This window comes from Marinobacter sp., from assembly GCF_041687235.1.
In the GTDB taxonomy this organism is placed as follows: Bacteria; Pseudomonadota; Gammaproteobacteria; order Pseudomonadales; family Oleiphilaceae; genus Marinobacter.
In genome coordinates, this window is sequence record NZ_JAWLCH010000014.1 from 35,198 (window position 1) to 48,275 (window position 13,078).

The 13,078-nt window shown below is 59.5% G+C and carries 12 protein-coding genes; 8 read left to right on the forward strand and 4 right to left on the reverse strand.

The window, feature by feature from the left end; all coding sequences use genetic code 11:
• Positions 1-70 precede the first annotated feature (70 nt).
• The 5 genes from secA to ribA all read left to right on the forward strand — a co-directional run bounded on the left by secA (position 71) and on the right by ribA (position 6,435).
• On the forward strand, positions 71-2,809 hold the full coding sequence (gene secA, locus ACESMK_RS16275; RefSeq protein WP_373001043.1) for a preprotein translocase subunit SecA: 2,739 nt from the start codon (positions 71-73) through the stop codon (positions 2,807-2,809).
• A gap of 115 nt (positions 2,810-2,924) precedes the next feature.
• A complete protein-coding gene (gene argJ, locus ACESMK_RS16280) occupies positions 2,925-4,142 on the forward strand; it encodes a bifunctional glutamate N-acetyltransferase/amino-acid acetyltransferase ArgJ (RefSeq protein ID WP_373001045.1) in 1,218 nt (405 codons plus the stop codon).
• A gap of 2 nt (positions 4,143-4,144) precedes the next feature.
• A complete protein-coding gene (locus ACESMK_RS16285; RefSeq protein WP_373001047.1) occupies positions 4,145-5,116 on the forward strand; it encodes a Nudix family hydrolase in 972 nt (323 codons plus the stop codon).
• 87 nt (positions 5,117-5,203) lie between these two features.
• A complete protein-coding gene (gene moaC / locus ACESMK_RS16290; protein ID WP_373001049.1) occupies positions 5,204-5,686 on the forward strand; it encodes a cyclic pyranopterin monophosphate synthase MoaC in 483 nt (160 codons plus the stop codon).
• A gap of 134 nt (positions 5,687-5,820) precedes the next feature.
• Positions 5,821-6,435 (forward strand): GTP cyclohydrolase II, encoded by a 615-nt coding sequence (gene ribA, locus ACESMK_RS16295; RefSeq protein WP_008176485.1) that lies wholly within the window; start codon positions 5,821-5,823, stop codon positions 6,433-6,435.
• Positions 6,436-6,507: 72 nt separating this feature from the next.
• Here the strand turns inward: ribA and dxs are convergent, their stop codons facing one another.
• The 4 genes from dxs to ACESMK_RS16315 form a co-directional block, all read right to left on the reverse strand.
• Entirely contained in the window at positions 6,508-8,439 is a 1,932-nt protein-coding gene (dxs, locus tag ACESMK_RS16300; protein WP_373001051.1) for a 1-deoxy-D-xylulose-5-phosphate synthase, read from the reverse strand.
• Positions 8,440-8,572: 133 nt separating this feature from the next.
• A complete protein-coding gene (gene ispA / locus ACESMK_RS16305; protein ID WP_373001053.1) occupies positions 8,573-9,469 on the reverse strand; it encodes a (2E,6E)-farnesyl diphosphate synthase in 897 nt (298 codons plus the stop codon).
• On the reverse strand, positions 9,469-9,723 hold the full coding sequence (locus ACESMK_RS16310) for an exodeoxyribonuclease VII small subunit (protein WP_373001055.1): 255 nt from the start codon (positions 9,721-9,723) through the stop codon (positions 9,469-9,471). The genes ispA and ACESMK_RS16310 overlap by 1 nt, the downstream gene beginning before the upstream one ends.
• A gap of 55 nt (positions 9,724-9,778) precedes the next feature.
• Positions 9,779-10,552, reverse strand: coding sequence for an NRDE family protein (locus tag ACESMK_RS16315; protein WP_373001057.1), 774 nt, complete (start codon positions 10,550-10,552; stop codon positions 9,779-9,781).
• Between the two features lie 87 nt (positions 10,553-10,639).
• On the opposite strand from ACESMK_RS16315, the gene ACESMK_RS16320 reads away from it, so the two are divergent.
• Genes ACESMK_RS16320 through ACESMK_RS16330 form a run of 3 tightly spaced genes read left to right on the forward strand, consistent with a single transcriptional unit; the run spans position 10,640 to position 13,072 of the window.
• A complete protein-coding gene (locus tag ACESMK_RS16320) occupies positions 10,640-11,437 on the forward strand; it encodes a sulfite exporter TauE/SafE family protein (RefSeq protein ID WP_373001059.1) in 798 nt (265 codons plus the stop codon).
• 10 nt (positions 11,438-11,447) lie between these two features.
• Entirely contained in the window at positions 11,448-12,233 is a 786-nt protein-coding gene (lgt, locus tag ACESMK_RS16325) for a prolipoprotein diacylglyceryl transferase (RefSeq protein WP_373001061.1), read from the forward strand.
• Positions 12,233-13,072, forward strand: coding sequence for a thymidylate synthase (locus ACESMK_RS16330; protein WP_373001063.1), 840 nt, complete (start codon positions 12,233-12,235; stop codon positions 13,070-13,072). Before lgt ends, ACESMK_RS16330 begins: the two co-directional genes overlap by 1 nt.
• Positions 13,073-13,078: the final 6 nt, after the last annotated feature.

Here is a 13,078-nt window from a genome sequence, read left to right on the forward strand (position 1 = left end):
GCCTTTTGTCCTGTTACAAAATAAGGTTAGAATGCCGGCTTCCTCCGTTTAATCAAAGAAGCAGTGGTCTATGTTCACAAAGCTTGCAACCAAGATGTTCGGCAGTAAAAACGCCAGAGAAATCAAGAGAATGCGTAAAGCTGTCATACGCATTAATGAGCTTGAAGAGCAATATGGCAATCTGTCTGACTCCGAGTTGCAAGGCAAGACCGCGGAGTTCCGTCGCCGGATTGACGAGGGCGAATCCCTCGATGCCCTGCTACCGGAGGCCTTTGCAACCGTGCGCGAAGCGGGTCGCCGGGTTATGGGCATGCGTCATTACGACGTCCAGCTGATCGGGGGTATTACCCTGCACGAAGGCCGGATCGCGGAAATGAAAACCGGTGAGGGTAAGACACTGGTTGCTACCGCCTCGGTGTATCTCAATGCATTGTCTGGCAGGGGCGTCCACGTTGTTACCGTGAACGATTACCTGGCCCGTCGTGACGCCGACTGGATGGGCAAACTCTACCGGTTCCTTGGCATGCAGGTTGGTGTCGTGGCTTCGGGCCAGCCAGCGGAGGAAAAACGGGCAGCCTACCAGGCGGACATTACCTACGGGACCAACAACGAATTCGGCTTCGACTACCTGCGCGACAATATGGCGTTCAGTACCGAAGACAAGGTCCAGCGTGGGCTGAACTACGCCATCGTGGACGAAGTGGACTCAATCCTCATTGATGAGGCCCGGACACCGCTGATTATCTCCGGTGCCGCTGAGGACAGTTCCAGGCTCTACCAGGCCATCAACGAATTGATTCCCAGCCTGGAAAAAGGCGAGGTTCCTGAAGAGGGCGAGCCCACCGGCGACTTTACCATTGATGAAAAGTCCCGCCAGGTCGAACTGACGGAAAGCGGCCATGAGAAAGTCGAGGAATTGCTACTCGAACGCGGCCTCCTGAAGGAAGGGGAAAGCCTGTATTCTGCGGCCAACCTGAGCCTGTTGCACCACGTGCACTCGGCATTGCGCGCTCATCACCTGTTCCAGAAGGACGTGGATTATATTGTCCAGGGTGGCCAGGTGGTCATTGTCGATGAGCACACCGGTCGCACCATGCCCGGCCGCCGCTGGAGTGAAGGTCTTCACCAGGCCGTTGAGGCCAAAGAAGGCGTCAAGATCCAGGCCGAAAGCCAGACGCTCGCTTCCACCACGTTCCAGAACTATTTCCGGCTTTACGACAAGCTGGCCGGCATGACCGGTACGGCGGACACGGAAGCCTTTGAGTTTCGCCAGATTTACGGCCTTGACGTAGTGGTCATTCCGCCCAACAAGCCGATCCAGCGGATCGATTACAACGATCTGGTGTATCTGACCCAGGAAGAGAAGTTTCACGCCATTATTGACGAGATCAAGGATGTCACCGCCGAAGGCCGTCCGATCCTGGTGGGCACTGCATCGATCGAGGCATCGGAGCTGCTCTCCATGCTCCTGAAAAAGGCGCGGATTGAACACAAGATCCTGAACGCCAAGCAGCATGAATCCGAGGCCCACATCATTGCCCAGGCGGGCCGTCCTGGTGCGGTAACCATCGCGACCAACATGGCCGGCCGTGGTACTGATATTGTGCTCGGTGGTAACTGGGAGCATGAAGTTGCGGCGATGGACAATCCTTCGGAAGAAGAGATTGCCCGGGTCAAGGCCGAATGGACCGAAAGGCACAATCAGGTTCTCGAGGCTGGCGGTCTGCACATCATTGGTACCGAACGTCACGAGTCCCGCCGGATTGATAACCAGCTGCGGGGGCGTGCCGGCCGTCAGGGCGACCCTGGCTCTTCCAGGTTCTTCCTGTCCCTGGAAGATAACCTCATGCGCATCTTTGCCCCTGACCGGGTCAAGAGCCTGATGCAGGCAATGGGCATGAAAAAGGGCGAGGCCATCGAGCACCGGATGGTGACCAACGCCATCGAGAAATCCCAACGCAAGGTGGAAGGCCGCAACTTTGACATGCGGAAAACCCTGTTGGAATACGATGATGTCGCGAACGATCAGCGCACAGTCATTTACGACCAGCGCAATGAAGTCATGTCTTCCGACGACATCTCGGACATGGTCAAGACCATCCGCGAAGATGTCGTTGATTCGCTGATCAGTGAATACATCCCGCCCCAGAGCATGCCGGAGCAATGGGATGTGGCCGGCCTGGAGTCGCAGCTTCAGTCAGAGATGGCGATTGATCTGCCGGTTCAGAAGTGGCTGGAAGAAGACAACAAGCTTTACGAGGAAAGTCTGCGCCAGAAGATTCTTGACGAGATTGTCGCCGCCTACGACGCCAAGGAAGAAATTGCCGGGTCCGAGGCCATGCGCAAGTTCGAGAAACAGGTATTCCTGCAGGTGCTGGATACCCTTTGGAAAGAGCATCTTTCCAATATGGATCACCTGCGCCGGGGTATCCACTTGCGGGGCTACGCCCAGAAGAACCCCAAGCAGGAGTACAAGCGCGAGGCGTTTAATCTGTTTGAAACCATGCTCGATACCATGAAGCGCGATGTGACCCGTGTGCTTTCCCACGTTCGGGTTCAGAGCCGGGAAGAGATGGAAGAAGTCGAGCGCCGTCGCAAGCAGGAGCTGGAAGAGGAGCTGGCCCGGGCCCGGCTTCGGCACGATGAAACCAGTGCCACTGCCCAGAGTCAGGGCGAGGGCGATGAGGATGGTGCCAGGCCCTCGACTCCGGAAACCTTTGTCCGACAGGAGCGCAAGGTGGGTCGAAACGAGCCCTGTCCCTGCGGGTCCGGCAAGAAGTTCAAGCAGTGCTGCGGCAAGGTCAGCTGATACACAACGCTGATTCGTAATCCGGAACCCGCACTCTGCCAGCAAAGACTGGCGGGCTGCGGGTTTTTCCGTTCTGAATTGGCGGTTTCTGGTTTAGACAAAGAGGAGTGGCAGAATGGCGGTAGGTCCGGGAACCTTACCTGAGTTTCACCCGGTGGCCGGGGTAAAGATTGGCATAGCCAGCGCTGGCATCAAGAAGCCGGGGCGCAAGGACGTGGTTGTGTTCGAACTGGCGCCTGAAAGCCGGGTTGCCGGTATCTTCACGAAAAACCAGTTCTGCGCAGCACCGGTAACCCTGAGCCGCCGGCATCTGGCGGCGACCTCACCCAGATACCTGTTGATCAATACCGGCAATGCTAACGCCGGTACCGGTGAGCAGGGGATGCGGGATGCGGCCGCCTGCTGCCAGGCCCTGGCAGCCCGGGCAGGCGTCACGGAAGCCGAGATTCTGCCGTTTTCCACGGGCGTGATTGGCGAGCCGTTGCCGGTTGAAAAGATTGTCGGTGCACTGCCGGAGGCTTTGGCGAACACCGCCGAGAATCGCTGGGCCGACGCCGCCAGTGGCATCATGACGACAGACACCCGCCCCAAGGGCGCCTCCTGCAAGTTTGATCTGGATGGCCACACGGTAACCATTTCCGGCATCAGCAAGGGCGCGGGCATGATCCGCCCAAATATGGCGACCATGCTTGGCTTTATTGCCACCGATGCCCGGATTGCGCCTGAGCTCCTGCAGACGCTTGCCTCGGAACTGGGAGAGAAATCCTTCAACCGCATTACCATTGATGGTGACACCTCCACCAACGATGCCTGCATGCTGATGGCCAGTGGCCAATATTCCGGCCCCGAAGTTACGGCTTCCAGCCCGTCGCTGCCGAAGCTTCGGGAGGCGCTGCAAAAGGTCTATCTGGAACTGGCCCACGCCATTGTCCGCGACGGCGAGGGTGCAACCAAGTTTGTCACCATTGATGTCAGCGGCGCGGCCAACCAGGAGGAAGCGCTGGATGTGGCCTACACCGTGGCGCATTCGCCGCTGGTCAAGACCGCGTTGTTTGCCTCTGACCCGAACTGGGGCCGGATTCTGGCGGCGGTGGGACGTGCCGGTGTTGCGGGTCTGGACCTCAATGCTCTGGAAATCTACCTGGGCGATGTTTGCCTGGTCCGCAACGGTGGCCGGGCCGGGGACTATTCCGAAGCCCGTGGGCAGGCTGTGATGGATCGGGAAGAGATCACTATTGCCATTGATCTCAAGCGGGGTGATGTTCGCGAGACGGTCTGGACCTGTGACTTCTCCCACGATTACGTCACCATCAATGCCGAGTACCGCACCTGACCATGTCTGCCTCGGAAGACCGGGTGAAGGAAGTTCACGTGGCTGTTGCGGTTATTGTAAGAGATGGCCGGGTATTGATTGCCCGACGGCCGGATCATGTGCATCAGGGCGGTTTGCTTGAGTTCCCCGGCGGCAAGGTTGAGCCGGGGGAGAGCGTCCAGGCAGCCCTGGTTCGGGAAATAGCCGAGGAAACCGGCCTCAGGGTGCCAGAGGCCTCACTGGAACCTGTTATCTGCATCCGCCACGATTACGGAGACAAGCGGGTTTTTCTCGATGTTTGGGAAACCAGAGCTGCCGAGGGCGACGCCGTGGGATGCGAGGGGCAGCCGGTTGAATGGTGCACCCCGGAGCAGCTTCGAGACGAGGATTTTCCCGCTGCCAACCGCCCGATTATCCGTGCGTTACGATTGCCCCTGCAACTGGCGATCACAGGTGCAGCAGCCGATCTGGATCAGGCCATTGCACGTCTGCGGGCCGGTCTTGAAGCGAGTCGTCCACCCCTGGTGGTGCTCCGGGCTCCGGCTATGGGCCCGCAGGCCTATCAGGCGTTTGTTGCCGCAGCGGTGCCGGTTTGCGAAACGGCCGGTTGTCACTTGATAGTGCATGGCGGCCCAGACGCATTCCATGCTGCCTCCGGTGTCCGTGGCCTGCATCTGCCCTGGCGCGAGGCAGCCAGACTGACGGCGCGCCCAGTCCCTTCTGAGGTCTGGCTCGGCGTTTCCTGTCATAACCGAAGAGAAATCGAGCACGCGGAGGCTATGGGAGCGGACTATGTCACCCTCGGGCCAGTGCAGGCGACGGAGAGTCATCCCGGCGCGCCGACCCTTGGTTGGCCGAGGTTTGCCGATCTGGTGTCCGAAGCCGGACTGCCGGTTTTTGCCCTGGGTGGGCTTTCTCCAGAGGATCTCCACGAGGCCCGCCAGCGAGGCGGGCAGGGGATTGCCGGTATCCGTTTCTGGTGGCCTCATAGCTGACGCTTGTCAGTGACTGGGGGTCCATCTCTGTTATGCTGTTGTTCCTGCATTCTTCACTATCTTGCGCAAACAACCCCGGGAGATTTCGTGAGTAAACTGACCCATCTTGATGACAAGGGCGAAGCCCGCATGGTGGACGTGACCGACAAAGCGGCCACCGAACGGGAGGCCCGCGCTGAAGCAACCATCCGCATGGCGCCGGAAACCCTCAGCATGATCATTGAGGGCGAGCACCCCAAGGGCGATGTACTGGCGGTCGCACGCATTGCCGGCATCATGGCCGCGAAAAAAACTCATGATCTGATTCCCTTGTGTCATGCACTGAACCTGACCTCTGTGAAAGTCGAGCTGACGCCGGGCAGCGATGGCGCATCGGTGCACATCCTCACCCGTTGCAAGCTTTCTGGCCAGACGGGTGTCGAGATGGAGGCGCTGACAGCAGCAAGCGTTGCGGCACTGACCCTTTACGACATGTGCAAGGCCGTCGACCGTGGGATGGAAATCGGTTCGGTTCGTCTGCTGGAGAAGAAAGGCGGCCGCAGTGGCCACTGGGTCGCCGATCAGGCCTGATCTGGCGGGCTGTCGCGCTCGTAAGTGTTGGTTACCAGAACCATGCCGGAGGAGCCACAGTGCCGAGACTACGCCAAGCGGGCGGGCCCGTGATAGAATGCGCGGCCCGATTGACTGAACCACGAGGAAACACTGTGGCTGTTCGTTACATCCAGACCTGCCGGTTGCCGACCCCGTTCGGGGTATTTGATATGCACGGCTTTGAAGAACCGGATACCGGAAAGGAACACGTTGCCCTGACCCTGGGCGACCTGGACAGTGACGAACCCATGCTTGCCCGCACCCACTCCGAGTGTCTGACCGGCGATGCCCTCTATAGCATGCGTTGTGATTGCGGTTACCAGCTGGAAGAAGCGCTGCGAAGTATCGCCCGGGAAGGCCGCGGCATCCTGATGTATCTGCGCCAGGAGGGGCGTGGTATCGGGCTGCTGAACAAAATCCGGGCCTATCACCTCCAGGATCAGGGCGCCGATACGGTGGAAGCCAACGAGCGGCTCGGGTTTGCGGCGGATCTTCGCGATTACAGTATGTGCAAGGACATGCTGGAGCACCTTGGGATCAGGAGCCTGCGGTTGATGACCAACAACCCCCGCAAGGTAAAGGCCCTGTCCTCGTACGGCATCGACATTACCGAGAGGGTGCCTCTGCACGTTGGCCGCAACCCCCACAACGAGCACTATCTCGATACCAAGCAGAGCAAGCTGGGTCATTGGCTGGAGACACACCAGGACGACGACCCGGAGATCTGAACCGGATCCGGACACCAAAAAAGCCCGCGACAGTCGCGGGCTTTTTTGGTGTCTGCAGGTGCGTTATGTCCTTTACTTGACCACTTTCAGATTCTGGTGGCGAAGGGTCTCCAGCCGCGTACGAATCGATGACTCGATGCCGGCGGCGTCCAGGCCACATTCAGTCAACAGCTCCCCATGCTTGCCGTGGTCCATGAACGTATCTGGAAGGCCCAATTGAAGGACCGGCATCGACACCAGGCGGCTGTTCAGGAACTCGGTGACGGCGCTACCGGCACCGCCGGCAATGGCGTTCTCTTCCAGGGTCACCAGCAGCTCATGCTGTTCGGCCAGCTCCAGTACCAGTTCTTCATCAAGGGGTTTCACGAAGCGCATGTCGGCGACCGTTGCGCCGATGGCCTCTGCCGCCTCCAGAGCCGGCGCCAGCAAGGTGCCAAAGTTGAGAACGGCTACCCCTTTGCCGCTGCGGATTTTCCGGCCCTTGCCGATTTCAAGCGGGGTCAGCTTCTGCTGTATCTCCGCCCCCGGCCCGGTTCCCCGTGGGTAGCGAACAGACGCTGGCCCGTTATAGAGCATGCCGGTCTGAAGCATTTGGCGGGTTTCGTTCTCGTCAGAGGGTGTCATGACCACCATGTTCGGCACGCAGCGCAGGTAGCTGATGTCAAAGGCGCCAGCATGCGTGGGCCCATCCTCGCCGACCAGTCCGGCGCGGTCGATCGCGAACAGGACATCCAGATTCTGGATGGCGACATCGTGGATCAACTGGTCGTAGGCCCGCTGCAGGAACGTGGAATAGATGGCAACAACCGGCTTGGCTCCGTCACAGGCCAGGCCTGCAGCCAGAGTGACCGCGTGCTGCTCGGCGATGGCGACATCGAAGTAACGTTCCGGAAAGCGCTGTGAGAACGCCAGCAGATCCGAACCTTCACACATGGCCGGTGTGATGCCCACCACACGCTCATCCTGTTCTGCGGAATCACAGAGCCACTGGCCGAAGACGTTGGCGTATTTGGGATTCTTCGGTTTCGGTTTGACCGGTTCGGGCTTGCTGGGTGGCACCGGTTCTATCTTGTTAATGGCATGATAACCGATCGGATCGGCCTCGGCCGGCGCGAAGCCCTTGCCCTTGGTCGTTACCACATGAAGGAACTGCGGGCCTTCCAGCTCGCGAATGTTCTCGAGGGTTTCCACCAACAGGGGCAGGTCATGGCCGTCAATGGGGCCGATGTAGTTGAAACCCAGCTCCTCAAAGAGGGTGCCCGGGGCGATCATGCCCTTGAAATGCTCTTCGGTCTTCTTCGCCAGAGCCATCAGCTGTGGCGCTCCCTGCAGCACTTTTTTGCTGCTATCGCGGACCTGGTTGTAGGTGCGGCTGGATAGCAACTTGGCAAAGTAATTGGACAGCCCACCGACATTCCTGGAAATCGACATGTCGTTGTCGTTCAGGATCACCAGCATGTCGGCGTGAAGGTGGCCGGCGTGGTTAAGTGCCTCAAAGGCCATGCCGGCGGTCATGGCGCCATCGCCAATCACCGCAATGCTTTTCCGGCCGGTCTGTTGCAGACGCGCTGCGATGGCCATGCCGAGTGCTGCACTGATGGATGTGCTGGAGTGGCCGACACCAAAGGTGTCGTATTCACTTTCTGCCCTTTTCGGAAAGCCCGCAAGGCCGCCTTTGCGCCGGATGCTGCCCATCGCCTCTTTCCGGCCAGTCAGGATCTTGTGGGGGTAGGCCTGGTGGCCCACATCCCAGACCAGCCGGTCGTTCGGGGTATCAAAAACATAGTGCAGGGCAACGGTAAGTTCGAGCACGCCGAGACCGGCACCGAAATGGCCGCCGGTCTGGCCAACCGACCACAACAGAAACGCCCTGAGCTCCCGGGCCAGCTGAGTCAGCTGCTCGGGGGCCAGCTCCCTCAGTTGGTCCGGTTCGTCAATCCGGTCCAGCAGCGGAGTGTTGGGCCGCTGGGACGGAATTTCCTTGAAAATATAAGTGTCCTGCATTTGCTCGGGTCTTTTCCGGTACGTTCAGTAACTGACTGGCATTATAAGGGAACAGTGGAGGCTGTTTCACACAAACCGGGCCAGTTGTTACGAAAATATTTACGGCCAGTGTGCGCCTTCGGGGTGCCGGGATTCAATGAGTTCTTGCTACCACGTACTCGGCCATTGTCCGTAATGGATCTGCTTCAGTGCCAAATTCCCGGAGACTTTGCTGGGCACTCTCAAGCAGGGCTGCCAGATGCTCTCGGGCACCAGTGATCCCGAGCAGGGCGGGATAGGTGGGTTTTGCGCGAGCGGCATCCGAACCCTGGGGTTTGCCGATCACGCTGGTATCGCCTTCAATGTCCAGCAGGTCGTCCTGTACCTGGAAAGCCAGGCCCAGGGCCTTGGCATACTGTGTCAGGGAGACCAGAGCCTGTTCGCTTACCGACGGCGCGGTCAGGGCGCCGAAGCGCACGCTCGCCTCGATCAGGGCGCCGGTTTTGTGTCGATGCATGGTCTCAAGCTGTGCCATCGTCAGGGTTTTGCCAACGGATTCAAGATCAATGGCCTGGCCGCCAACCATCCCGCCATGCCCGCTGGCCCGGGCCAGTTCCCTGACCATTGTAAGGCGCACGGGCTCAGACAGTCCGGGTGCGTCAGCGAGCCAGCCGAACGCCAGCGCCTGGAGGGCATCTCCGGCCAGAATGGCGGTCGCTTCGTCGAAGGCGATGTGGGTAGTGGGGCGCCCCCGCCGCAACTCATCGTCGTCCATGGCAGGCAGGTCATCATGAATCAGTGAGTAGGCATGAATCAGCTCTACGGCGCAGGCGGGAATCAGGGCTGCCTCACCGGACTGCCCGAGTGCTTTTGCGGCGGCGAGGCAAAGGGCCGGACGGATTCTCTTGCCGCCTCCAAGCACGCTGTAACGCATGGCTTCCTGCAGGCGGCCAGAGGCCGAATGTTGCTCAATGCAACGTTCCAGTTCCGCATCGACACGGGCCCTGCAGGTTTCCAGAAAGTCTGATGAAAGCTGGTTCTGTCCGGACATCAGTCAGCATCATCCGGCGAAAACGGGCGGGTGTCCAGGGAGCCGTCACTGTTCTGCACTAACTGTTCGACTCGCTGCTCAGCGCTCTTAAGGGCCTGTTGGCACTCACGAGTCAACTTCACACCCCGCTCAAATGCGGTCAGGGACTGTTCGAGAGACAGCTCGCCCTGCTCCAGATCGCGAACCAGCTTCTCCAGTTCATCAAGAGATTTTTCAAAATCGGCTATCGATGTGGCGCCTTGTTCACCGGCCATCAGGGGCCCTCCGATCGGGTGGCAGAATTTCGCGGATTATACCAGAGCCTGATCGCTATCGCTGCCAGTGGAAGTGACGGCGTTCGCCGGTTTCGGCATCCGGTCCCCAGCTCTGTTCGGTAACATGGATTTCACCGGTGGCTGCCACACTGACCACGGTTGTGGCCCGGGTGCCATAATCGGAGCCGACGATAAACGGTGACGACAGAAAGCGCTCTGTCTCCAGACCGACGCCAGTATCAGGCAGCAGGTGATCCGGTGCGGGCGTACTGTCCTGCAGCAAAGGGATCAGTTCGTCATGCAGTCTTTCTGCGTCGTGACCGGCAGCAGCGACGGCATTGCCGGCCGCCTGCCTGAGGCGCAGGAGTTTGGGCCAGGGTGTCTGCAGAAGGTGGTTGCTCAGGCCGTAGACTCCCCGGTGGATATGCCGGCCGGGATGGGCGTCCCGGTTACTGAAATACCATCCGTCCCGGGGCGTCAGGTGAACGAGGTTAAAGCCGGCAAAGTGATCTGCGTCAGTGTGCAGATCGGCCTCGAGGCTTTCACGGGTTTCGGTAAGCGCCCGCAAAGGAAGCACACCCCGACTGATGCGGCCGGTTTCCGGTGTTCCCTCGCGCACGTTGGTCACCGCGCTGACCTCGCCACTTGCGGTTACCGCAAGCCAGGTTCCTCCTGAAAGGAGGTCGCGACCGGCGAGGACCCGGGCGCCTGAGTCGGTCGTCCACCAATCCATGGCGGCCGTTGGGCGACGAAAGAATTCATCCCGGTTAGCGGCGACAACCAGCGGGAAGTGCGGGTTCTGGCCCAGGGCGAAAGCGATCAGGCACATGGTGGAGGCGGTGGCTCCCTGAGTTGATGAAGTTGACTCTTGCGCTGTGTATCATACCAGCCTTGGTTTTCCCGGGTGCGTCTCAATATGACCCTGATTTACGTAATAGCTTCGTATCTGGCCCTCGGCGCCCTGGCAGGCACTGTGGCAGGCCTGTTTGGCATCGGTGGCGGGCTGATCATTGTGCCAGTGCTGATGTTCAGTTTCGGCCTGCAGGGGCTCAATCCGGAGATTATTCCCCATCTGGCGGTTGGCACATCGCTGGCAACCATCGTATTCACATCGATCAGTTCCATCCGATCTCACAGCAAGCATGGTGCCGTGCGCTGGGACTTGTTCAGACCCATGACGGTCGGGATTGTTACAGGTGCGCTGGTTGGTGCCTGGACGGCATCATTGATGAGCGGTCGTGCCCTGGAGCTGGTGATCGGCATTTTCGTGATTCTGGTGGGGCTGAAAATGTTTTTTCAGGTTGACCCGAAGCCGGGCCGTGATGTGCCCGGCGGCGCCGGGCTGGGCGTTGCCGGTGGTGGCATAGGCTGGGCCTCGGCCATTTTCGGGATCGGAGGTGGGACCCTGACCGTGCCCTATCTCAGCTGGTGCAATGTCCGAATGCAGCAGGCCGTGGGTACTTCCGCCGCCTGTGGCCTGCCCATCGCCATTGCCGGGGCGCTGGGGAACATCTGGACAGGGTGGGACCATCCCGCGCTGCCGGAGCTGAGTGCCGGTTTCATTTATTTGCCGGCCCTGATCGGTATTATTCTGACCAGCGTTCTCTTCGCCCGTGTCGGGGCCAATCTTGCCCACAGACTGAACGCCCGTATTCTCAAGCGCACTTTTTCCATCATGCTTCTGCTGGTGGGCCTTCGTTTTCTCCTGAGCTGAGAGGTAATTGATGCTGCAGCATCCGCAGATAGACCCGGTGGCGATTGCCATTGGCCCCCTCAAAATCCACTGGTACGGCCTGACTTACCTGGCGGGCTTTCTCGCCGGCTGGTGGTTGGGGCGCATTCGAACCCGCAAGCCCTGGTCGCCCATTAACGAGGAGCAGATGGGTGACCTGCTGTTCTATCTGGCCCTGGGGGTTATCCTCGGTGGTCGGTTCGGCTATGTCCTGTTCTACAACTTTGATGCCTTCCTGGCCGATCCGCTCTGGTTGCTGCGGATATGGGAGGGTGGGATGTCCTTCCACGGCGGCCTGTTGGGCGTGATGTTTGCCATGTGGTGGTACGGGCGCAAAGTCGGCAGTGGCTTCTGGCGCATGGCCGACTTTGTGGCGCCCCTGGTGCCCGTGGGCCTCGGTGCCGGCCGTATCGGAAACTTTATCAATGGGGAACTGTGGGGCAAACCCACGGATGTTGCCTGGGGCATGGTGTTCCGGACCGCACCGGATTCCCTGGCCCGTCATCCCTCCCAGCTTTACCAGTTTGCTCTGGAGGGTGTGGCCCTGTTCGCTATCCTTTGGTGGTTCTCATCACGGCAGCGTCCGAAAATGGCGGTGTCCGGACTGTTTCTGATCTGCTACGGGGCGTTTCGGTTCCTGGTCGAATTCGTACGTCAACCGGATCCCCAACTGGGCTACCTCGCTTTTGACTGGCTTACCATGGGGCAGGTACTGTCCTTCCCGATGATCATTGCCGGTGCCGCCCTGATGTTTATTGCCTATCGGAGACCAGCCTGATGAAAGCCTATCTCGACCTGATGCAAGATGTTGTCGATAACGGATTCAACAAGGGGGACCGTACAGGTGTTGGCACACGGTCTGTCTTCGGTCGTCAGATCCGCTTCGATCTGCAGGAGGGCTTTCCCCTGGTGACCACCAAGAAGGTCCATCTGCGTAGCATTATCTATGAGCTGCTCTGGTTCCTTCGGGGTTCCACTGACAACACCTGGCTTCAGGAACGCAAGGTCTCTATCTGGAACGAGTGGGCGCTGGAGAATGGAGATCTGGGGCCCATTTACGGTAAACAGTGGCGCAGTTGGCAGTGCCCGAATGGCGAGGTGGTCGACCAGATCAGCGAGGTGATCGAGCAGATTCGTACCAAGCCCAATTCCCGTCGCCTGATTGTTTCCGCATGGAACCCGGCAGAACTTCCGGACGAATCCATCGGTCCCCAGGACAACGTCCGCGAAGGCCGCATGGCGCTGGCGCCCTGCCACTGCCTGTTCCAGTTTTACGTGGCCGACGGCAAGCTTTCCTGCCAGCTTTACCAGCGCAGCGCCGATCTGTTCCTGGGGGTGCCGTTCAATATTGCCTCCTATGCGCTGCTGACTCACATGATCGCCCAGCAGAGTGATCTGGGCGTCGGTGAGTTTGTCCACACTTTTGGCGACTGCCATCTGTACCAGAACCACCTGACCGACGACATTGTTTTCGAGCAATTGAAACGCGAGCCCCGGGCGTTGCCAAACCTTGTCATCAAGCGCAAGCCGGCGAGTATCTTCGAGTACGAACTGGAAGACTTCGAGTTCGAAGGCTATGACCCCTACCCGGGTATCAAGGCGCCGATTGCCATCTGACCGAAT